Source organism: Burkholderia sp. IT-111MI5, assembly GCF_949752865.1.
GTDB classification, from domain to species: domain Bacteria; phylum Pseudomonadota; class Gammaproteobacteria; order Burkholderiales; family Burkholderiaceae; genus Burkholderia; species Burkholderia pyrrocinia_C.
The window spans coordinates 206,182-227,690 of the sequence record NZ_CATKIF010000001.1; the positions used below are offsets into that span (position 1 = coordinate 206,182).

The 21,509-nt window shown below is 65.8% G+C and carries 19 protein-coding genes, 2 tRNA genes and 1 pseudogene; 13 read left to right on the plus strand and 9 right to left on the minus strand.

The genetic code is table 11. The annotated features are described in order from the left end of the window. The first annotated feature begins 337 nt into the window (after positions 1 to 337). The 7 genes from pstS (at position 338) to phoR (ending at position 7,041) form a co-directional block, all read left to right on the plus strand. Positions 338 to 1,372: a phosphate ABC transporter substrate-binding protein PstS gene (pstS, locus tag ACM6JT_RS00940; protein ID WP_111017388.1), complete on the plus strand. Its 1,035-nt coding sequence runs from the start codon at positions 338 to 340 to the stop codon at positions 1,370 to 1,372. A gap of 94 nt (positions 1,373 to 1,466) precedes the next feature. Then, the gene (gene pstC, locus ACM6JT_RS00945; RefSeq protein ID WP_414855802.1) at positions 1,467 to 2,453 is read left to right on the plus strand and encodes a phosphate ABC transporter permease PstC; all 987 of its coding nucleotides are present in this window, start codon (positions 1,467 to 1,469) and stop codon (positions 2,451 to 2,453) included. Then, a complete protein-coding gene (gene pstA, locus ACM6JT_RS00950) occupies positions 2,450 to 3,343 on the plus strand; it encodes a phosphate ABC transporter permease PstA (protein ID WP_105392992.1) in 894 nt (297 codons plus the stop codon). Before pstC ends, pstA begins: the two co-directional genes overlap by 4 nt. A gap of 15 nt (positions 3,344 to 3,358) precedes the next feature. Next, positions 3,359 to 4,207, plus strand: a complete 849-nt coding sequence (gene pstB / locus ACM6JT_RS00955; RefSeq protein ID WP_034183284.1) for a phosphate ABC transporter ATP-binding protein PstB — start codon at positions 3,359 to 3,361, stop codon at positions 4,205 to 4,207. An 18-nt stretch (positions 4,208 to 4,225) separates the two neighbouring features. Beyond that, positions 4,226 to 4,930 carry a phosphate signaling complex protein PhoU gene (gene phoU / locus ACM6JT_RS00960; protein ID WP_034183285.1) on the plus strand — a complete coding sequence of 235 codons (705 nt, stop codon included), beginning with the start codon at positions 4,226 to 4,228 and terminating at the stop codon, positions 4,928 to 4,930. Positions 4,931 to 4,962: 32 nt separating this feature from the next. Beyond that, on the plus strand, positions 4,963 to 5,664 hold the full coding sequence (gene phoB, locus ACM6JT_RS00965; RefSeq protein WP_027787869.1) for a phosphate regulon transcriptional regulator PhoB: 702 nt from the start codon (positions 4,963 to 4,965) through the stop codon (positions 5,662 to 5,664). A gap of 57 nt (positions 5,665 to 5,721) precedes the next feature. Next, positions 5,722 to 7,041, plus strand: coding sequence for a phosphate regulon sensor histidine kinase PhoR (phoR, locus tag ACM6JT_RS00970; protein ID WP_034183286.1), 1,320 nt, complete (start codon positions 5,722 to 5,724; stop codon positions 7,039 to 7,041). 129 nt (positions 7,042 to 7,170) lie between these two features. On the opposite strand, the gene ppk1 is transcribed toward phoR, so the two are convergent. Continuing rightward, positions 7,171 to 9,234 (minus strand): polyphosphate kinase 1, encoded by a 2,064-nt coding sequence (gene ppk1 / locus ACM6JT_RS00975; protein WP_034183287.1) that lies wholly within the window; start codon positions 9,232 to 9,234, stop codon positions 7,171 to 7,173. Positions 9,235 to 9,513: 279 nt separating this feature from the next. Here ppk1 and ppx point away from each other — a divergent pair, with 279 nt between their 5' ends. Further along, on the plus strand, positions 9,514 to 11,028 hold the full coding sequence (gene ppx, locus ACM6JT_RS00980) for an exopolyphosphatase (RefSeq protein WP_034183460.1): 1,515 nt from the start codon (positions 9,514 to 9,516) through the stop codon (positions 11,026 to 11,028). Between the two features lie 112 nt (positions 11,029 to 11,140). On the opposite strand, the gene ACM6JT_RS00985 is transcribed toward ppx, so the two are convergent. Together ACM6JT_RS00985 and ACM6JT_RS00990 are read right to left on the minus strand one after the other, a co-directional pair. Continuing rightward, positions 11,141 to 11,575: a hypothetical protein gene (locus ACM6JT_RS00985; protein WP_034183461.1), complete on the minus strand. Its 435-nt coding sequence runs from the start codon at positions 11,573 to 11,575 to the stop codon at positions 11,141 to 11,143. Between the two features lie 291 nt (positions 11,576 to 11,866). After that, positions 11,867 to 11,943, minus strand: a tRNA-Pro gene (locus tag ACM6JT_RS00990). Between the two features lie 157 nt (positions 11,944 to 12,100). Between ACM6JT_RS00990 and sixA the strand changes: the two genes are divergently transcribed. Further along, a complete protein-coding gene (gene sixA / locus ACM6JT_RS00995) occupies positions 12,101 to 12,562 on the plus strand; it encodes a phosphohistidine phosphatase SixA (RefSeq protein WP_034183462.1) in 462 nt (153 codons plus the stop codon). Between the two features lie 170 nt (positions 12,563 to 12,732). Further along, positions 12,733 to 13,539 (plus strand): GNAT family N-acetyltransferase, encoded by an 807-nt coding sequence (locus ACM6JT_RS01000; RefSeq protein ID WP_034183288.1) that lies wholly within the window; start codon positions 12,733 to 12,735, stop codon positions 13,537 to 13,539. A 210-nt stretch (positions 13,540 to 13,749) separates the two neighbouring features. Here the strand turns inward: ACM6JT_RS01000 and ACM6JT_RS01005 are convergent, their stop codons facing one another. After that, positions 13,750 to 13,920 carry a hypothetical protein gene (locus tag ACM6JT_RS01005; protein WP_174419115.1) on the minus strand — a complete coding sequence of 57 codons (171 nt, stop codon included), beginning with the start codon at positions 13,918 to 13,920 and terminating at the stop codon, positions 13,750 to 13,752. A gap of 136 nt (positions 13,921 to 14,056) precedes the next feature. On the opposite strand from ACM6JT_RS01005, the gene ACM6JT_RS01010 reads away from it, so the two are divergent. Then, entirely contained in the window at positions 14,057 to 14,233 is a 177-nt protein-coding gene (locus tag ACM6JT_RS01010) for a hypothetical protein (RefSeq protein ID WP_165948090.1), read from the plus strand. A gap of 19 nt (positions 14,234 to 14,252) precedes the next feature. On the opposite strand, the gene ACM6JT_RS01015 is transcribed toward ACM6JT_RS01010, so the two are convergent. The 5 genes and pseudogenes from ACM6JT_RS01015 to ACM6JT_RS01035 all read right to left on the minus strand — a co-directional run bounded on the left by ACM6JT_RS01015 (position 14,253) and on the right by ACM6JT_RS01035 (position 19,762). Beyond that, the gene (locus tag ACM6JT_RS01015) at positions 14,253 to 15,623 is read right to left on the minus strand and encodes an MATE family efflux transporter (RefSeq protein ID WP_414855803.1); all 1,371 of its coding nucleotides are present in this window, start codon (positions 15,621 to 15,623) and stop codon (positions 14,253 to 14,255) included. Positions 15,624 to 15,633: 10 nt separating this feature from the next. After that, positions 15,634 to 15,957 (minus strand): DUF2288 domain-containing protein, encoded by a 324-nt coding sequence (locus ACM6JT_RS01020; RefSeq protein WP_034183291.1) that lies wholly within the window; start codon positions 15,955 to 15,957, stop codon positions 15,634 to 15,636. A 71-nt stretch (positions 15,958 to 16,028) separates the two neighbouring features. Further along, positions 16,029 to 17,647 (minus strand): annotated as a pseudogene (locus ACM6JT_RS01025) (acyl-CoA synthetase). 368 nt (positions 17,648 to 18,015) lie between these two features. Next, positions 18,016 to 18,717, minus strand: coding sequence for a peptidoglycan DD-metalloendopeptidase family protein (locus ACM6JT_RS01030; protein ID WP_034183293.1), 702 nt, complete (start codon positions 18,715 to 18,717; stop codon positions 18,016 to 18,018). Positions 18,718 to 18,850: 133 nt separating this feature from the next. Further along, positions 18,851 to 19,762, minus strand: coding sequence for an aldose epimerase (locus ACM6JT_RS01035; RefSeq protein ID WP_414855804.1), 912 nt, complete (start codon positions 19,760 to 19,762; stop codon positions 18,851 to 18,853). A gap of 479 nt (positions 19,763 to 20,241) precedes the next feature. Between ACM6JT_RS01035 and ACM6JT_RS01040 the strand changes: the two genes are divergently transcribed. Further along, on the plus strand, positions 20,242 to 21,072 hold the full coding sequence (locus ACM6JT_RS01040; protein WP_034183295.1) for an undecaprenyl-diphosphate phosphatase: 831 nt from the start codon (positions 20,242 to 20,244) through the stop codon (positions 21,070 to 21,072). Positions 21,073 to 21,255: 183 nt separating this feature from the next. Further along, positions 21,256 to 21,332 (plus strand) — tRNA-Arg (locus tag ACM6JT_RS01045). Positions 21,333 to 21,509 lie beyond the last annotated feature (177 nt).

Here is a 21,509-nt window from a genome sequence, read left to right on the forward strand (position 1 = left end):
TGTGTCGCGTCGATCAACGCATCGCCTGACTGAAGATATCTTCCGACCCCTGATATCGCGCCCACTGCGGGCAGGGGCTTCCCGTCCCGCCGACGCCGCGCTACGATCGCGCCGGCGAACCCGAAAAAACGGGTGTCCGCCCCGTCCTCGCCAGGCAGGCAATTCTTGCCGCCTGTGCCGTTCCGGTGCCCGCAGGCGCCGCCCGCGCCGCACCCGATACTCCCTTTCAACCAGTCATGTTACTGTCACGCCAGTTTCATCGATTGTCACATTACCGTCATGAGGAGCCCCTAACCTTCGCGGTGCCGTAGTCATCCGCTCACACACTGGAGGTCTCATGAAATTGATGCAAACCGCGATTGCCGGCCTGGCTGGCGCGCTTTTCGCCGTTGCCGCGCAAGCTGCCGACATCACGGGCGCAGGCAGCACGTTCGCGATGCCGATCTATACGAAATGGGCTGCCGACTACCAGCAGTCCGGCGGTGCGAAGGTCAACTACCAGGGTATCGGTTCGTCGGGCGGCCTGAAGCAGATCAACGCGAAGACGGTCGATTTTGCCGGTTCGGACGCTCCGCTGAAGGATGAAGAGCTCGCGAAGGAAGGCCTGTTCCAGTTCCCGACGGTGGTCGGCGGCGTGGTGCCGGTCGTCAACGTGCCGGGCGTGAAGGCCGGTGAACTGACGCTGTCGGGCCCGGTACTCGGCGACATCTACCTCGGCAAGATCAAGAAGTGGAACGATCCGGCGATCGCCGCGCTGAACCCGAAGGTCAAGCTGCCGGATACGGACATCGCCGTCGTTCGCCGTGCTGACGGCTCGGGCACGAGCTTCATCTGGACGAACTACCTGTCGAAGGTCAACGACGAGTGGAAGTCGAAGATCGGCGAAGGCACGACGGTCAACTGGCCGACGGGCACGGGCGGCAAGGGCAACGATGGCGTTGCGGCCTTCGTGCAGCGCCTGCCGGGCGCGATCGGCTACGTCGAGTGGGCGTACGCGAAGAAGAACAACATGACCTACACCGCGCTGAAGAACTCGACGGGTACGGTGGTCGAGCCGAAGACGGAAACGTTCAAGGCCGCTGCTGCGGGCGCGAACTGGTCGAAGTCGTTCTACCAGATCCTGACGAACCAGCCGGGCAAGGAAGCATGGCCGGTCGTCGGCGCGACGTTCGTGCTGCTGCACGCGAAGCAGGACAAGCCGGAGCAGGGCGCGGAAACGCTGAAGTTCTTCAGCTGGGCGTTCAAGAACGGCGAGAAGGCTGCGGACAGCCTCGACTACATCTCGCTGCCGGCGACGGTCGAGACGGAAATCCGCAAGCAGTGGAAGACGAAGGTGACGGACGCATCGGGCAAGCCGGTCGCCGCCGAGTAAGCATTGCAGCGGTTCACTGCCCGGCCGCGCCGGTCGGGCAGTGTGTGCGGTAAAGCCGGGCGTTACGGCGCCCGGCGATCAAAAGCAGGCACCCATGTCTGATATTTCATACACGTCCTCCCGATCGCCCGGCAGTGCACAGCAGCGCGCGCCGAGCCGCCTCGGCGACGTTCTGTTCGGCGGCCTCGCACGGATCGCCGCGATCGTGACCCTGCTGCTGCTGGGCGGGATCATCGTTTCCCTGATCATTGCGTCGATGCCGACCATCCAGAAGTTCGGCCTCGGCCTCCTGTGGCAATCCGAGTGGGATCCCAACTCGGACATCTACGGCGCACTCGTGCCGATCTACGGCACGATCGTGACGTCGGTCATTGCGCTCGTCATCGCGGTGCCCGTCAGCTTCGGCATCGCACTGTTCCTCACCGAGCTGTCGCCCGTGTGGCTGCGCCGCCCGCTCGGCATCGCGATCGAGCTGCTCGCCGCGATTCCGTCGATCGTGTACGGCATGTGGGGGCTGCTCGTGTTCGCGCCGATCTTCGCCGAATACTTCCAGAAGCCGCTCGGCCATCTGCTCAAGGACGTGTGGGTGCTCGGGCCGCTGACGTCCGGCCCGCCGATCGGCATCGGCATCCTCGCGGCCGGCGTGATTCTCGCGATCATGGTCATCCCGTACATCGCGTCGGTGATGCGCGACGTGTTCGAGGTCACGCCCGTGCTGCTGAAGGAATCGGCATACGGGATCGGTTGCACGACCTGGGAAGTGATGTGGAAGGTCGTGCTGCCCTATACGAAGACCGGCGTGATCGGCGGCGTGATGCTCGGCCTCGGTCGCGCACTCGGCGAAACGATGGCCGTGACGTTCGTGATCGGCAACACGAACCTGCTCGACAGCGTGTCGCTGTTCGCGCCGGGCAACAGCATCACGTCGGCGCTCGCGAACGAATTCGCGGAAGCGCAGCCGGGGCTGCATACGTCCGCGCTGATGGAACTGGGCCTGATCCTGTTCGTGATCACGTTCATCGTGCTGTCCATCTCCAAACTGCTGCTGCTTCGTCTCGAGAAGGGAGAGGGCAAGAAATGAGCGAGCCCATCATGAATTTCCCGGGGCCGGACGGCGCCGTGCTCGAAGCGATGCGCGAGCGCCTGCAGCGCAAGCGCAAGGCCGTCAACGCGATCGCGCTCGCCGCATCGCTCGGCGCCATGGCGTTCGGCCTGCTGTGGCTCGTGTGGATCCTGTACACGACGCTGCACCTCGGTATCGGCGGCCTGTCGCTGCAGCTGTTCACCGAATCGACGCCGGCACCGAACACCGAAGGCGGCGGTCTCGCGAATGCGATCGTCGGCAGCCTGCTGCTGTGCGGTTTCGGCACGCTGGTCGGCACGCCGATCGGCATCCTTGCGGGCGTCTATCTCGCCGAATACGGCCAGAAGAACCTGCTGGCGAGCACGATCCGCTTCATCAACGACATCCTGCTGTCCGCGCCGTCGATCGTCATCGGCCTGTTCGTGTACGCGCTCGTCGTCGCGAAGTCGGGGCGCTTCTCGGGCTGGGCCGGCGTGATCGCGCTCGCGCTGCTGCAGATCCCGATCGTGATCCGCACGACCGAGAACATGCTGAAGCTCGTGCCGAACGCGCTGCGCGAAGCAGCCTTCGCGCTCGGCACGCCGAAGTGGCGAATGGTGCTGAAGATCACGCTGCGCGCGTCGGTGGGCGGCATCATCACGGGCGTGCTGCTCGCGGTCGCGCGGATCGCCGGCGAAACCGCGCCGCTGCTGTTCACCGCGCTGTCGAACCAGTTCTTCTCGTGGGACATGAGCCAGCCGATGGCGAACCTGCCCGTGACGATCTACAAGTTCGCGATGAGCCCGTTCGCGGAATGGCAGTCGCTCGCATGGGCGGGCGTGTTCCTGATTACGCTCGGGGTGCTCGGACTCAACATCCTGGCGCGCTCGGTCTTCTCGAAAAAGTAACGGCGGAGCAATCCGATGAATATGGCAGAGAGCCACCTGAATCCCGTCGAGCGCACCGCAGCGCCCGTCGGCACGCACGACGCGGCGAACGATCGCCCGCTCGCGCCGCTGAACGCGAAGATCGAGGTCAACAACCTCAACTTCTTCTACAGCAAGTTCCATGCGCTGAAGAACATCAACCTGCGCATTCCCGAAGGGAAGGTGACGGCGTTCATCGGCCCGTCGGGCTGCGGCAAGTCGACGCTGCTGCGCACGTTCAACAAGATGTTCGCGCTCTATCCGGAGCAGCGCGCCGAAGGCGAAATCCTGATGGACGGCGAGAACCTGCTGACGACGAAGCGCGACATCTCGCTGCTGCGCGCGCGCATCGGCATGGTGTTCCAGAAGCCGACCCCGTTCCCGATGTCGATCTACGACAACATCGCGTTCGGCGTGAAGATGTTCGAAAAGCTCACGCGCTCGGAAATGGACGACCGCGTCGAGTGGGCGCTCACGAAGGCCGCGCTGTGGAACGAAGTGAAGGACAAGCTGGGCCAGAGCGGCTACGGCCTGTCGGGCGGCCAGCAGCAGCGTCTTTGCATCGCGCGCGGCATCGCGATCCGTCCGGAAGTGCTGCTGCTCGACGAACCGTGCTCGGCGCTCGACCCGATCTCGACGGGCCGCATCGAGGAACTGATCGCGGAGCTGAAGAGCGACTACACGGTCGTGATCGTCACGCACAACATGCAGCAGGCCGCACGCTGCTCGGATTACACGGCCTACATGTACCTGGGCGAGCTGATCGAGTTCGGTGAAACCGAAAAGATCTTCATCAAGCCGGTGCGCAAGGAAACGGAAGACTACATCACCGGCCGCTTCGGCTGATGACGGAGAACAACAGCCATGTCGGATAAACATCTGTCGAGCCAGTTCGACGCGGACCTGAATGCCGTGTCGTCGAAAGTGCTGGAAATGGGCGGGCTCGTCGAGTCGCAGATCGTCGGCGCGATGCACGCACTCAACGAATTCGATCGCGATGCGGCCGAGAAGGTGATCGCGGCCGAGGAAACGCTGAACGCGATGGAAGTCGACATCGACCAGGAATGCGGCAACATCATCGCGCGGAGGCAGCCTGCCGCGCGCGACCTGCGTCTTTTGATGTCGATTTCGAAAACGATTACGAACCTCGAGCGCGCCGGCGACGAGGCAGAGAAGATCGCGAAGCGCGTGCGCCGCCTGGTCGACGAGCCGGCCGCGCGCGCGGTCAACATCGCCGAGATCAAGGTGTCGGGCGAGATGGCCGTGACGATCCTGCGCCGCGCGCTCGACGCGTTTGCGCGCCTCGATACGGTGGCGGCCGCGCAGATCGTCAAGGACGATAAGGAAATCGACATGGAATTCCGCGCGTTCGTGCGCAAGCTCGTGTCGTACATGCAGGAAGATCCGCGCACGATCTCGGTCGGCCTCGATTACCTGTTCATCGCGAAGGCGATCGAACGGATCGGCGACCACGCGAAGAACATCGCCGAATTCATCATCTACATCGTGAAGGGCACGGACGTGCGGCACCAGCCGCGCGACACGCTCGACCGCGAAGCCAACAGTTAACGCGACAACGTACAGGAAGAAAAGAGGTGCCGATGCCCAGCAACATTCTCGTCGTTGAAGATGAGCCCGCGATTTCCGAACTGATCTCGGTGAATCTCCAGCACGCCGGTCATTGCCCGATCCGCGCGTACAACGCCGAACAGGCGCAGAACTTGATCAGCGACGTGCTGCCCGATCTCGTGCTGCTCGACTGGATGCTGCCGGGCAAGTCCGGTATCGCGTTCGCGCGCGACCTGCGCAACAACGAACGGACCAAACACATCCCGATCATCATGCTGACCGCGCGCGGCGACGAGCAGGACAAGGTGCTCGGCCTCGAGATCGGTGCGGACGACTACGTAACGAAGCCGTTCTCGCCGAAGGAACTGATGGCGCGCATCAAGGCCGTGCTGCGCCGTCGTGCGCCGCAGCTGACCGAGGACGTCGTGTCGATCAACGGGCTGCGTCTCGATCCGGCCACGCATCGCGTCGCCGCGCATGCGGAAGGCAGCGAGATCAAGCTCGATCTCGGCCCGACCGAATTCCGCCTGCTGCATTTCTTCATGACGCATCCGGAGCGCGTGCACAGCCGCACGCAACTGCTCGACCAGGTGTGGGGCGACCACGTGTTCGTCGAAGAGCGAACCGTCGACGTGCACATCAAACGATTGCGAGCGGCCTTGAAACCGGCCGGCTGCGATGCGATGATCGAGACCGTGCGCGGCAGCGGCTACCGGCTCGCGAAGCACGCGTAACGTATCCGGACATGCCGTGTGCCACGGCATGCCGTTCATTCTTTCGGACGCTGAATCATGAACATCATCTGGGCGCGCTTTCTGGTGTCGCTCGTGTTGCTCGTGCTGATCGGCGTATTGGTCGGCGTCTTTGCCGGCCCGACCGCGGGCCTCGTGTTCGTGGCCGTGATGCTGATCGCGCAGGGCTTTTTCAGCACTTTCCATACGCAGCGTCTGTGGCGGTTGCTCGATGCGCCCGTCTACGGCGAAGTGCCGAGCGCGCCGGGCATCTGGGGCGAGATCTACTACCGTCTGCACAAGCTCGCGAAGCAGTGGCATGCGCAGGTGCGGCAGGTCGAACAGCAGCATTCGCGCTTCATCCAGGCGATCCAGGCCTCGCCGAACGGCGTCGCGATGCTCGACGACCACGACCAGATCGAGTGGTGCAACGCGATCGCCGAGGTTCATTTCGGTCTCGATGCGAAGCGCGACCTGCGCCAGCACATCACGAACCTGGTGCGTCATCCCGAGTTCGTCCGCTACCTGAACGCGCAGCATTATGACGAGACGCTCGTGATGCGCGGCATGGGCGGCGCGCGGCAGAACGTGCTGGCCGTGCAGGTGTTTCCGTACGGCGAGAACCGCAAGCTGCTGCTCACGCAGGACATCACCGAGCTCGAGCGTACCGACGCGATGCGGCGCGACTTCGTCGCGAACGTGTCGCACGAATTGAAGACGCCGCTCACCGTGCTGTCCGGCTTCCTCGAGACGATGCGCGAGCTGCCGCTGAACGAGGAAGACCGCGCGCGTTATCTCGAGATGATGGAGCAGCAGGCGTCGCGGATGCGGCACATCGTCACCGACTTGCTGGTGCTCGCGAAGCTGGAGGGCGAGAGCAAGCCGCCGGTCGATCGCGCGATCGACATGCGTGCCGTGTTCGATCATCTGAAGGAGGATGCGCAGACGCTGTCGAACGGGCATCACGACATCGCGTTCTCGATCGACGAGACGCTCGGCGTCACGGGCGCGCAGACGGAGTTGTTCAGCGCGTTCGCGAATCTCGTCACGAATGCGATCCGCTATACGCCGGACGGCGGCAAGATCGTCGTGTCGTGGCGGCGCGAGGGTGCACAGGGCGTGTTTTCCGTCACGGACAGCGGCTTCGGCATTCCGGCCGCCGACCTGCCGCGGCTGACCGAGCGCTTCTATCGCGTCGACCGCAGCCGCTCGCGCGATACGGGCGGTACGGGGCTCGGGCTCGCGATCGTCAAGCACGTGCTGCAGCGGCACGATGCGCACCTGTACGTGCAAAGCGAGGAAGGGCGCGGCAGCACGTTCACCGCGCGGTTCCCGGGCTCGCGCATCATCGCGATCCGGCCGGCCACGTACGAGGCATGACCGCGTAACGGCATCCGTCGCTCGTTCGGCGAGGGGCGGCACGCCAGACAAGAAAAAAGCGCAGCCCGCGTATGTGAGCTGCGCTTTTTCATTGGCCGTGCGGCGCGCGATTCGCGCCGCACGGCAGGATCACGAGCAGAACTTCGCGAGCAACCCGAGCTGCGCGTTGCGGATCGTCTTGCCTGCGCGACGCCGGCGGTAGTGACCGTCGCTGAGCATCTGCCAGGCCGACTGGTTGTCGCCGAGGCACACCGACAGGCCTTCGGCGATCACGCGCCGCTTGAGCCTGCGCTCGCGGATCGGGAACGCGACTTCGACGCGGCGGAACAGGTTGCGGTCCATCCAGTCGGCGCTCGACAGATAGACGTCCTCGGCACCGCCCGCGTGGAAATAGTAGATCCGGTGGTGCTCGAGGAAGCGGCCGACGATCGAGCGCACCGTGATGTTTTCCGACAGCCCCGGCACGCCGGGCTGCAGCGCGCAGACGCCGCGCACGATCAGGTCGACCTTCACGCCGGCCTGCGACGCTTCGTACAGCGCGGCGATCACCGTCGGCTCCAGCAGCGCGTTCATTTTCGCGACGACGCGCGCGCGCTTGCCGGCACGCGCATTGTCGATCTCTGCGCGGATCGATTCGATGATGCGCGGATGCAGCGTGAACGGCGACTGCCACAGCTCGTGCAGTGTGAGTTCGCCGCCGATCCCGGTCAGTTGCTGGAATACGTGATGGACGTCCTCGCAGATCTTCTGGTCGGCCGTCATCAGCCCGAAGTCGGTGTAGAGGCGCGCCGTGCGCGGGTGGTAGTTGCCGGTGCCGAGGTGCACGTAGCGGCGCAGCGTCGCCTTGCCGGCCTGCACGACACGCCGCACGATCAGCATCATCTTCGCGTGGCACTTGTGACCGACCACGCCGTATACGACGTGCGCGCCGACGGCTTCGAGCTGCGACGCCCAGTTGATGTTGGTTTCCTCGTCGAAGCGCGCGAGCAGCTCGACGACGACGGTCACTTCCTTGCCGTTGCGCGCGGCTTCCATCAGCGCGTCCATCAGCGGCGAATCGGTGCCGGTGCGGTAGATCGTCTGCTTGATCGCGACGACGCTCGGATCCTTCGCGGCCTGCTGCAGCAGTTCGAGCACGGGCTGGAAGCTCTCGTACGGATGATGCAGCAGGATGTCGCCGTCGTCGATCGCATCGAACATCGTCGGCGCGTTCGCGATCGCGGGCGGGGTCGATGCGGTGAACGGCGCGAACTTCAGGTCGGGGCGGTCGACGAGATCGGGAATCTGCATCAGGCGCACGAGGTTCACGGAACCGGCCACGCGATAGCAGTCCTTGTCGCGGAGTTCGCTTTCCTCGAGTAGCCGCCGCACGATGTGCTGCGGCGTGTCGGCCGACACCTCGAGGCGCACCGCGTTGCCGAGGTGGCGCGCGGGCAGTTCGCCCTGCAGCGCGACGCGCAGGTTCGTGATTTCGTCCTCGTCGACGAACAGCTCGCTGTTGCGCGTGATGCGGAACTGGTTGCAGCTCTTCACGACGAGTTGCGGGAAGAGTTCGCCGACGAAGCGCTGCATGAACGAGCTCAACAGCACGAAGCCGTGCTCGAAGCCCGACAGCGCGTGCGGCATGCGCACGACGCGCGGCAGCGCGCGCGGCGCCTGCACGATGCCCATCACGGCCTGGCGGCCGAACGCGTCGCGGCCTTCGAGCTCGACGACGAAGTTCAGGCTCTTGTTCAGCACGCGCGGGAACGGGTGGGCCGGATCGAGGCCGATCGGCGTCAGCACGGGCAGCAGTTCGTCGAGGAAGTAGTGTCGCGCCCATTCGAGCTGCGCGTCGTTCCACGAGTCGGTCGCATGGAAGTAGATGCCTTCCTGTTCGAGCGCGGGCAGCACGGTTTCGTGCAGCATCGTGTACTGTCGATGGACGAGCCGTTGCGCGCGTTCGACGACGAGGTCGTAAGCATGCTGTAACGACATGCCGTCGGGCGTCAGCGCGCCGGGGTTGTCGCGGATCTGCTCCTGAAGGCCGGCCATCCGGACTTCGAAGAATTCGTCGAGGTTGCTGCTGGTGATGCAGATGAAGCGGAGGCGCTCGAGCAACGGGACTTGCGGATCGGCTGCCTGGGCCAGCACGCGCTCGTTGAAACCGAGGATGCCGAGTTCACGATTGAGAAGCGGGTAGCGGACGGACATCGGCAGAGTAGGGGGTGATTCAGGCGATGATTCGAAAGGACGCTCGGAAACTCTCACGGTACGATGACGTGCTGATGACAATAATGGTCTTATATCGGCAAATTCTACGCCCTAACCGATTCGTCGCATAAATGTTTCGGGCATATACACTTGAGCAGTGTGCATGCCCGTGAAGCGTGGCAATGGCAAGCGTTCCACGCTTAAAATGTCGCCTTTGATTGATCGCCCTGGGTTGCCGGACCGGCTGCCGTGGGCGAACGCGCACGGAGCCCCAATCTGATGGTTACAACCCCCCACTTGCTGGCTGCCGTGGATCTCGGCTCGAACAGCTTCCGGCTGATCGTCGGTCGCGTCGAGGAAACGTCGGCGGGCAGCCAGATCTATCCCGTCGATGCGCTGCGCGAGCCGGTTCGGCTGGCTGCGGGCCTGTCGAGCGACAAGATGCTCGATCGCGCGTCGCAGGAGCGTGGCTGGGAGGCGCTCAAGCGGTTCGGCGAGCGCCTGCGCGATTTCCATCCGGATCGTGTGCGCGCGGTGGCGACCAACACGCTGCGCGTCGCGAAGAACTCGGCCGAATTTCTCGGCGAGGCCGAAGCGGCGCTCGGTTTCCCGATCGAAGTGATCGCGGGCCGCGAGGAAGCGCGGCTGATCTATGCGGGCGCCGCGCACTCGGTGCCGGCGAGCGCCGGCAAGCGGCTCGTCGTCGACATCGGCGGCGGCTCGACCGAATTCATCATCGGCTCGCACTACACGCCGATCGTGATGGAGAGTCTCTATATCGGCTGCGTGAGCCACAGCCGCACCTTCTTTCCGGCCGGCAACGTCGATGAATACACGATGCGGCAGGCCGAACTCGCGGCCAAGCGCGAGATCCAGATCATTTCGAGCGAGTACAAGAAGGCCGGGTGGGACCAGGCGATCGGTTCGTCCGGCACCGCGCGTGCACTCGCGGAGCTCGTCGAGGCGAACGGCTTCAACGATCCGGGCATCACGCACGGCATTTCGCGCGGCGGCCTCGAGCGGCTGAAGCGCGCGCTGATCAAGTCGGAGAACGTCAACCGGCTGAAGCTGGTCGCGCTGAAGCCCGACCGCGTGCCGGTGCTCGCGGGCGGCCTCGCGATCATGCTCGCGGTGTTCGAGGAGCTCGGCGTCGATTATGTCGATACGACCGACGGTGCGCTGCGTCTTGGTGTGCTGTACGACCTGCTCGGCCGGACGCAACACGAAGACATGCGTGCGGTGACCGTCGAGGGCTTCACGCGCCGCTACGGCGTCGATCGTGCGCAGGCCGAGCGGATCGGCGCGCTCGCGGCGCGTTTCTACGACGAACTCGACGAAGCCGACGACGAAGCGCGCGAGGAAGGCCGGATGTTCCTCGGCTGGGCGGCCGCATTGCACGAGATCGGCCTGTCGATCTCGCACAGCTCCTATCACAAGCATTCGGCCTATATCGCGAGCAACGCGGACATGCCGGGCTTTTCGCGCACCGACCAGGCGCGGCTCGCCGCGCTCGTGCTCGGTCATGCGGGCAAGCTCGGCAAGCTGTCGCAGGCGCGCGACGTCGAGTGGCCGCTGCTGTTCTGCCTGCGGCTCGCGGCGCTGCTGTGCCGGCGCCGGACCGATGCGGGGTTGCCGGACATTTCCGTTTCGCAGATGAAGAAGGGCGGGTATGAAGTGCGCCTGCCGAGCGCGTGGGTCGAGCAGAACCCGTTGACCGACTACAGCCTCAGCCAGGAGGCTGCCGAGTGGGAGAAGGTCGGTATCCCGTATCGCGTGGTGTATACCGGCGCGTAACAGGCCGAAGCGAGGCCGCAGCGAGGCCGATAGCGGGGCCCGGAAGGCCTTGGGCGGGGCGGTGCGGCTTGGCGCCCTCAGGGGCGTGCCGCATGATCGTCCTGACGCCCGCTCAATCCGACGAGCAGACGATCGCGGTCAGGAACGGAAACGCCTGTTTGACGGTCGCGTCGCTGCCGGCCTTGCGCACGGCTTCCTCCACCGCACTCTTCGTGCCGCGCACCACGACGCCGTAGGCCCATTCGCCGATCGGCGTGCCGTCGCCCGGACGGAAGATCGGGTCGTTCGCCTGGTAACCGAGCACGACATAGACGCCGAAGCCGTACGCCGTCAGCGAGCGGTTCGTGCGGAACGCGTTGACCGAGTTCGATTCGACGTGCATCGGCTCCGACTGGATGTCGCCGGCGGCAAGCAGCGGCGCGACGAACTTGTGGCCGGTCGAATGGCAGTCGAGCGCGTCGTCGAGCGCCTTGGCGGACGCGGTGCCGGAGGTCGCGAGCGCGAGCAGCGATGCGCAGAGGGCGATCTTGAGAATGTTGTTTTTCATGCGCAGATGCGGGTTGTTCATGCGCATTATCGCGTGTTCCCGGAAGTGCCGTGCGCGGGCTGCTTGTGCGCGTCGGCAGCCTGCTGACTTGCGGTCGCGATCTGCTGCCTGCGGGTGAAGCGATGCGCCGTGAGCGCCGGGATACCGCAGAGGCCAATGCGTTGCGCCCGGACGCCCCAATTGATCCCTACAATGAACCGGATGACCGCGAGCCGGGAAGCTCGGCGACTGGTTCGCGGATCCAGAAACGGAAAAGGGGCTACGGTATTAACCGTAACCCCTTGATTCCTTTGGTCGGAGCGATAGGATTCGAACCTACGACCCTCTGATCCCAAATCAGATGCGCTACCAGGCTGCGCTACGCTCCGACGAGCCAAAGATTGTATCGTCTAATTACTGATTCGGTCAATCGCGATATGCGGGTAAATGCCGCGGCGGTGAACCGGCCACGATTTGCGACAATTCGTACGATGATCGGCCGGCCCGCACGCGTGCGGGGCCGCTTGCCGACGCAAGGAAAACATCATGATGAACCTGATCCTGTGGCGCCACGCCGAAGCCGAAGACTACGCGGCGAGCGATCTCGCGCGCCAGTTGACCGTTCGTGGCCGCAAGGACGCGCAGGCGATGGCCAAATGGCTGCGTGGCCGGCTCGAGTCGAACGCCGTGATCCTCGCGAGCCCGGCGGCCCGCACCGTGCAGACCGTCGAGGCGCTGACCGACCAGTACCGGACCGTCGACGTGCTCGCGCCGGGCGGCGATGTCGACGACGTGCTGGCGGCGGCCGGCTGGCCGGAAGGCATCGCGCCGACGGTCGTGATCGTCGGGCACCAGCCGACGCTCGGCAGCGTCGCCGCGCAACTGATCGCCGGCAGCGACGACAGCTGGAGCGTCAAGAAGGGCGGAATCGTGTGGCTCGCAAGCCGCACGCGTGACGGCGGCCGGCAGGCCGTGCTGCGGGCAGTATTGACGCCGGAACTGGTGTAAAGCAGGCCTGACGGGGATCAACGGGATTCATCATACGGCTTCGCAAGCTTTCTGCTAAAGTCAATTCGGCGACACGTCATTGAAAGGACACGGTCGTGCCACATAACGGTCACGGCCGATTACTACATTGGCGGGCATGTCGCCTTATTCCTTACGACCAGGAAAGCCTAATGCGAGAACTGCCGACGCCTACGCTCCCCTTTGCCTCGCTGCCCCTCGACACGTCGCGGCGGCACCTGCCGCGCGCTGCTGAAACCGTTACATCGGAGTACCGCCTGCGTGCCGCGTGGGCCCGCACGGAAGACGAACTGCGCGAAGCGCAGCGTCTGCGTTACAGCGTGTTCGCCGAAGAGATGGGCGCGCAGGTCAGCGGCCCCTCCGGTCTCGACGTCGATCCGTTCGATGCGTACTGCGACCACCTGCTGGTTCGCGATCTCGATACGCTGAAGGTGGTCGGCACGTATCGCGTGCTGCCGCCGCACGAGGCGGCGCGTGTCGGCCGCCTGTACGCCGAAGGCGAATTCGACCTGTCGCGCCTCACGCACCTGCGCGGCAAGATGGTCGAGGTCGGCCGCTCGTGCGTGCACAGCGACTACCGCAGCGGCGCCGTCATCATGGCGCTGTGGGGTGGCCTCGGCGCGTACATGATGCAGAACGGCTACGAGACGATGCTCGGCTGCGCGAGCGTGTCGATGGCCGACGGCGGCCACTATGCTGCGAACCTGTACCAGTCGCTGCCGGCGAACTCGCTGACGGCACCCGAGTACCGCGCGTTCCCGCACACGGCATTGCCGGTCGACGAACTGCAGACGGGCGTCGCCGTGGCGCCGCCGCCGCTGATCAAGGGCTACCTGCGTCTCGGCGCGAAGATCTGCGGCGCGCCGGCCTGGGATCCCGATTTCAACTGCGCGGATTTCCTGACGCTGTTCCGCCTGTCCGACATCAACGCGCGCTACGCCCGCCACTTCCTGGGCTGAGCCATCCGAATCGCGGCGCGCCCGTCCCGGGCGTGCACGAGCAAACGCCGTCGTGCGGCAGCCTGCCGCGCGACGGCGTTCGTGTATTCGGTCAACGTGTGTGTATCCGGCCCTGTTAATTTCGACGATGCGCGGTTCCTGCCGTGCCACGGGATGGCACGTTCGCGAGCGGCCCGGGTTCGACACGGGCCGGACGGCGGGGCGGCTCGCTTAGTGCTTGCGCCGCCAGTCGAGCAGGTGGTGTTCCGCCATCCAGTGGTGGATCATCCCTTCGCCGTCATGGCTGCGCTTGTATTCGCGCGCCTCGAAGTACGACAGCGCGGCCAGCACCATCAGGCCGATGAACAGGCCGATCAGGCCCGCAATTTCCTCAGACGACATGGCAGCCTCCTTTCCACGGCACAGCGCCATGCGTACATAGTAGGACATGCGCGGCGCGACCCCGAAACCGGATTTCCGCTAGACTCGGCGCGGTCCTGGCGCGCGATGGGCGCGCCGATTTCCGGAGCCATACCCGATGACCCGTTTCATGCTGGCCGTGCTGGCCGCAGCACTTCTCGCCGGCTGCACCAGCGACCCTCGTCAGGCCCGCCGCGGCCACCCGCCGGAAGATCCGGCCGACTATCACGGCGTGCCGACCGACATGACGCCGCCTTCGATGCTCGACGCGCCGCCGCCGAAGCCCGTGCAGTAACGGTCGGCCTGGACGGCTGTCAGGCGCGTGCGGCGTGCGCGTCGGCGCCGATGCGCCGCAACAGCCCCGGCAGATAGCGCGCGAGCGTCGCGCCGCGCGCGGCCATGAACAGCAGCAGCGCGAACCAGAGGCCGTGATTGCCGAATGTGCCGACGGCGGCGAGCGTGGCCGCGATGAAGATCGAGAGCGACACGACCATCGCGCGCATCAGCGATTGCGTTTGCGTGGCGCCGATGAACACGCCGTCGAGCAGGAAGCCCCAGACGGACACGATCGGCGAGATCGCGGCCCATGGCAGGTAGCGCAGCGCGGCTGCACGGATCTCGGCCTGATCGGTCAGCCGCGCGACGATCCAGCCGCCGCCGGCCCAGTAAACGAACGCGAACAGCAGCGCGCCGAGTGCCGACCAGAACAGCGTGACGCGCACGGCTTGCCGGAATGCGCGGCGGTCGCGCGCGCCGGCTGCCGCGCCGACGAGCGCCTCGGCCGCATGCGCGAAGCCGTCGAGGCCGTACGCCATGAAGGTCTGGAAATTCAGCAGCAGCGCGTTCGCCGCGAGCGTCGCGTCGCCCTGTTTCGCGCCGAGGTGCGCGAACCAGCCGAATGCGCCGAGCAGGCACAGCGTGCGCAGGAAGATGTCGCGATTGAGCGCGATCAGCCGCTTGAGCGCCGCGCGGTCGGCGAGCGCACGCGCGGCGATTGGCCCGAGGCCGCGCGGCCGTAGCCGCCACAGCATCCACGCGCCGAGCGCGAAGCCGCACGCGTCCGCGGTGGCAGTTGCGGCGCCGATGCCGGCGATGCCCCAGCCGAAGCCATACACGTAGAGCAGCACGGCGCCGATGTTCACCGCATTGATGAACACCTGCGCGACCAGCGCGAGCCGGACGCGCTGCACGCCGAGCAGGTAGCCGAGCACGACGTAGTTCGCGAGCGCGAACGGTGCGCTCCAGATCCGCGCATGGCTGTACGAGAGCGCCGTCGCGCGGACGGCATCGCTGCCGCCGAGCGCGGTCAGCGCGAACGACAGCAGCGGCACTTGCAGCGCGAGCACCGCGGCACCGAGCGCGAATGCGACGATCAACGCGCGCAGCAGGTTCAGGCGGATGCCGGCATCATCGCCGGCGCCGTGCGCCTGTGCGACGAGGCCGGTCGTCCCCATCCGCAGGAAGCCGAAGCCCCAGAACACGAAATTGAAGAACAGCCCGCCGAGCGCGACGCCGCCGAGATACTGCGCGCCGTCGAGGTGGCCGGCGACGGCCGTGTCGACGGCGCCGAGGATCGGCTGGGTCAGGTTCGCCAGGACGATCGGGAAGGCGAGCGCGAGGACGCGCCGGTGCGTGACGGTGGCCGAACCCGTGCCGGCCCCGTGCGGTAACGCGGATTCGGACATGGCGGACGCGTCAGGCGCGTTCCTGCACGCAGACCCATGGCGACACGACGACCGCCCACAGCTCCGGGTTGCGCGCCGCGTAGTCGGCCGCGGTTTCGGCCGGCATGCGCGCGACGAGGCCGGCAGACAGCCAGCGCGTGACCTGTTCGGCTTCGTCGCCGGCGATCGCTTCCGCGACGCTGACGAGATCGAGGTCGCGCGCGACGGACAGCAGCTTGCCCTGCGCGAAGAAGCGCTCGAGATCGCACCAGTCGATCTTGGCGGTCTCGCCGAGGAGTTTGGCGTAGAGCGGGCTGTGCGACGCGCCCGCGGCGGATTGGCGTTCAGAGGACATCGGTTTTTTGGAAAGACTGCGTGGCGCCACTATAAACCATCCGGCCGGCGGCCCGAGCGGGGGGCGGGCGGCTACGCGTCGCGCAGCGCGCGGCGCACGATCTTGCCGGTCGCGGTCATCGGCAGGCTGTCGACGAACGCGATCGCGCGCGGATACTCGTGCGCGGCGAGGCGTGTGCGTACATGTGGCTGCAATGCGCTGACGAGCGCATCGTCGCCGACGTGGCCGGGGTTCAGCACGACGAACGCCTTGACGATCTCGGTGCGCGTCGCGTCGGGTACGCCCACGACGGCCGCCATTCGCACCGCCGGATGCGTGAGCAGGCAGTCCTCGATCGGGCCCGGGCCGATCCGGTAGCCGGCGCTCGTGATCACGTCGTCGTCGCGGCCGACGAAGCGCACGAAGCCGTCGGTGTCGATTACGCCCGTATCGCCGGTGAGCAGGTAGTCGCCCGCGAACTTGTCGCGGGTCGCGCCGGGATTGCGCCAGTATTCGACGAACATCACCGGGTCGGGGCGGCGCACCGCGATGCGGCCTTCGACGCCGGGCGGCAGCGGCGTGCCGTCCGCGTCGACGATCGCGACCACGTGACCGGGCACCGCCTTGCCGATCGCGCCCGGCTGCGCATCGAACAGCGCCGCACACGACGACAGCACCATGTTGCATTCGGTCTGCCCGTAGAACTCGTTGATCGTCACGCCGAGCGCGTCGCGTCCCCAGGCCGTCAGCTCGGTGCCGAGCGATTCCCCGCCGCTCGCGACCGATTTCAGCGACAGCGCGTAGCGTTCGCGTGGTGCCGCGACGGTACGCATCAGCTTCAGCGCGGTGGGCGGCAGGAACGCGTGGGTCACGCCGTGCCGTGCCATCAGCGCGAACGCCGCGTCGCCGTCGAATTTCTCGAAGCGGCGGGCGAGCACGGGCACGCCGTGATGCCAGGACGGCAGCAGCACGTCGAGCAGGCCGCCGATCCACGCCCAGTCGGCGGGCGTCCAGAACAGGCGCGCATCGCGCGGGAAGCATTGCTGCGACATCTCGACGCCCGGCAGGTGGCCCAGCAGCACGCGATGCGCGTGCAGTGCGCCTTTCGGTTTGCCGGTCGTGCCGGACGTATAGATGATCACCGCCGGATCGTCGGCGGCCGTATCGGCCGGTTCGAAGTCGGGCGTTTCGGCGGCCAGCGCCGCGTCGTAGTGCAGCACGCCCGGCGCGTCGGGCGCATCGTCGTCGACGCAGTAGACGGTATGCAGTGCCGGCAGTTGCGCACGCAGCGGCGCGATTTTCGCGTAGCCGGCCGCGTCGGTGACGAGCGCGGATGCTCGCTGTTCGCGAGCCGGTATTCGAGCGCATCGACGCCGAACAGCGTGAAGAGCGGCACCGCGATCGCGCCGAGCTTGTATGCGGCGAGATGCGCGATGGCCGTTTCGGGGCCCTGCGCGAGAAAGATGCCGATCCGGTCGCCGCGTCGCAGGCCGGCGCGCGCAAAGCTGTTCGCGAGCCGGTTAGAAGCATTCCTCAGGTCGTCGAACGTGAGTCGAATCACGTCGCCTTGCGCGGTTTCGTGGATCAGCGCGAGGCGCCCGCTGCCGTCGGCCCATTTGTCGCAGACGTCCACGCCGATGTTGTAGCGGGCCGGAACGGCCCAGCCGAAGCGGGAGAGCAGGTCGTCGTAGCGGTCGGCGGCGGGCAGCATCGCTTAGTCTCCTGGGTGTCGAACGTGGCGTCGGGCGAACGGATTACATCAGGGTTTCATGTAGACGAATCGACAATGGTGACTGCTGATAGGGAATGTTCGGGCTCGTCCGATAGTCACGGCTCAGTGCACGATTCCACAATGACGCATAAGATCACGACACAACAGTGATAGGACCATGGATTTGCTTCTGATTGCTGCGGGGTTCAGCCTGATCGGAATCGGCGCGTTGGTGGCGTTTGCCCGCCACGTCGATCCGCTGTCCGGCCGGTTTACCGGCCGTCTGCGCAAGCGCTGATTCGACCTTCCCGATTTTGCCCGAGACGGCACGCGATGCACACCGGCATCGCGCGCCGGCTGCCGTGCGCTCAGCGCGCCGGCAGGTAGCGTGACGGATCGATCGAGCGGCCGCCGTAGCGCAACTCGAAATGCAGCGCGACGCGATCGCTGTCGCTGTTGCCCATCTCCGCGATCGACTGCCCCTGCGTGACCGACTGGCCTTCCTTCACCAGCAGCGCGCGGTTGTGCGCGTATGCGGTCAGGTAGTCGGCGTTGTGCTTCAGGATGATCAGGTTGCCGTAGCCGCGCAGCCCGTTCCCCGCATAGACCACGACACCCGGCGCAGCCGCGATCACCGGCGTGCCCGGCGAGTTCGCGATGTCGATACCCTTGGATTTCGAGCCGTCGAACGTGCGGACCACATTGCCGGCCGCCGGCCAGACCAGCGAAATGCTCGTGGCCGGCTTGACGGCCGATTCGACCGGCGCGGAAGGCGCGGGGCGGGCGCGACCCGCGCTGCCGGTGCCGGTGGTCGACGGCGTCGATGCGGTGGTCGTGCCGGGCGGCGGCGCGACGCGCAGCACCTGGCCGACTTCGATCGCATCGGGGTTCGTCATCTGGTTCCAGCGCACGATGTTCTGCACCGACGTGCGGTTGTCGCGCGCGATCTTGTAGAGCGTATCGCCGCGCTCGACGCGATAGAACCCGGGGCCGACAGGCGCGGAGCCGCACGCGACGAGCAGGGCGGCGCAGGCGGCTGCGAAGAGTCGCTTCGTTGTTGTTCCGAACATTGAACCTCGCAAGACCCTGCCGCGCACGACGCGGCAGGCAACACAAAACGTCCGATTTTAACGGGTTCGACCCACGCACCGCAGTTTGGGGCCTCGGTCGAGGTCATCGCGCGCCGTTTCGGCGCGCCCGTTGTCAGCCTGCGAGCGGGATCACGCGAATCCGCAGCGTGGCCGATTCGGTCGCGCCGGGGGGGAGCATGCGCAGCCCGAGGCCGTTGTGGATCGCATCCGGCAGGCCGAGCCACGGCTCGACGCAGTAGAAGTCCGAATCCGGCTTTTCGGTCCAGGTCGTGACCGCGTACCACGGGATCGAGCCCGGCACGTCGAGCGCGATCTCGATCGCACGGCCGCGGCCCGGCATCACGATGCGAACCGGCGCGGACGGCTTACCGTCGAGGCAGTGGAAGCGATCGAGGATGTCCGGATCGTCGAGGCAGTAACGCGCTTCACCGGGTTCGAGCGGGCTGATCGAGCCGTCTGCGCGTTGCTGGCAAATGCGTGTCGGTGGCAGCTCGAGTGTCGTGTCGGCACGTTCGCCGTGCGGCAACGCGAAATAGAAGTGGTGGCCGGCGTAGTAGGGCAGCGGCGTGTCGCCGCGATTGGTCGTCGTGAGCGCGACTTCGAGCGTATGCGCGTCGGCCAGCCGGTAGGTCGTTTCGAACCGGAAATCGAACGGGTAGCTCGCGCGCAGCGCATCGTTCGCGTCGAGCGTCATCGACAAGGCGGCGCCGTCGGCCGACGGATGCGCGGCGAACGGCAGGTCGCGCGCGAAGCCGTGCATCGGCAGGTCGCGGACCACGCCGGCGGCGTCGCGCCAGCGGCCGAGTTCGCCGTCGACGCGGTGGCGGCCGAGGAACGGGAACAGCAGCGGATTGCCGCCGCGCACGCGCGCGAGGTTGCTCCAGTCGGCCGTTTCCGGCCAGAAGATGACCGGTTCGCCGTCGACGTGCCATGACAGCAGGCGGCCGCCGAATTGCGGGGCGACCCGGACGAGCGACGGGCCGGCGTGAAGTTCGTGAATGTCGTGTTGCTGGAAGATCGGCATGGCGAATCGGGTTGGGCGGGTGGACGGGACACGGCGCGCTCCATTATCGGGCCGCGGCGGGTCGGGGAAAACCCTTCTCGGGAAATTGCGAGTTTTTAACACTGCCAACGGTCTGGATAATGCGTCTAAACCGGTGATGTTGCCGGGTCATGACACTTCGTGGAGGGGGCCATGGATCTGGCAATGGCAATGGGACTCGCACTGTTCGGCATGTTCACCGGCAGCACGGTATTATTTTTCTATCAGCTCGGCCGCTGACGGCAATTCCTGCCGGAGTTGAAAGGCCCGCCATGCAAATGGCGGGCTTTTTGCTTTCTGCGTGCTTACAAATTGCAAGCGTTTGTGTGCATTGCCGCAATATCCGGCCAAATGCCTTGGCGCAGTAATCCTGGCTCGGCATAATCGGGGCGCGTTTTTTCGGACGCGCATTGCGTCGTCCGTCTTTCTTCCCGCTTAATCTCCACTAAAAGGACCGACGCGTGAGTCTCTGGTTTCTGGTATTCCTGAGCGTCCTGCAGGGCGTCACCGAACTCTTCCCCGTCAGCAGCCTTGGCCATACGCTGCTCGTGCCGGCGCTGTTCGGCATGCATATCGACAAGCACGCGCCGCAACTGCTGCCGTTCCTCGTCGCGCTCCATCTCGGCACCGCGCTGGCGCTGCTGTGGTACTTCCGCGCGCGCTGGGTCGCGCTGATCGGCGGTTTCTTCGCGCAGCTCGGCGGCCGCAAGAACGACGACGGGCACCTGATGTGGGCACTGATCATCGGCACGATCCCGACCGGCATCGTCGGGCTGCTCCTCGAGAAGCGCATCGAACGCGTGTTTCACGACCTGCGGATCGTCGCGATCGCGCTGATCGTGAACGGCGTGCTGCTGTGGCTCGGCGATCGCATCCAGCGCAGTCGCGCGCATCAGGCGCCCGAGAAGATGACGTTCAAGCAGGCGTTCTTCGTGGGCCTCGCGCAGATCGGCGCGCTGATTCCGGGCTTCTCGCGCAGCGGGCTGACGATGATCGCCGGCAATGTCGCCGGGTTGACGGCCGAGAAGGCGGCGGAGTTCTCGTTCCTGCTCGGCACGCCGATCATCTTCGCGGCGGGCGTGCTCGAACTGCCGAAGCTGTTCCATGCGCGCGACCAGCTCGCCGATGCGCTGCTCGGCGGCGTGCTGACGGCGATCGCCGCATACCTGAGCGTGCGGTTCCTGATGCGCTATTTCGAAGGGCGCGGCCGGCTCGCGTCGTTCGGCGTGTATTGCGTGATCGCCGGCGTGTTCTGTCTCGGCTGGTTCATGCTGCATCCGCAGCCGGTTTGATGCCGCGATGGCCGGTCTCGCGTGATGTGACGCGATGATCGGGTATAATTTCGGGCTCGGTTCATGCCGGGCCCGTTTTGTTTCGGGGCGTTGAGTTGGGTGGTGCTGTTGCCGCTGTCGTTGCCGTTACTCAAAACCCCGCGCCAAATGCGGTCCGCGTCAGGCCGTGTCTTTTCTCCTCGACCGCCCTTAGCTCAGTTGGATAGAGCAACGGCCTTCTAAGCCGTAGGTCACACGTTCGAATCGTGTAGGGCGGGCCAATAAAATCAATGGGTTACGTGCTTTTTGTATGTGCCCCAGTTCCCTTTGTCTCGTTAGGTCTACACTAGGTCTACACAATTCACTACCCGGTCTGGGACGGTGAGTAGGCACCATATACGTTTGGTCAGGCACGCGAGCCGCCCCTGGATAGCCATTGGCGGCGAATGCGAACGTCA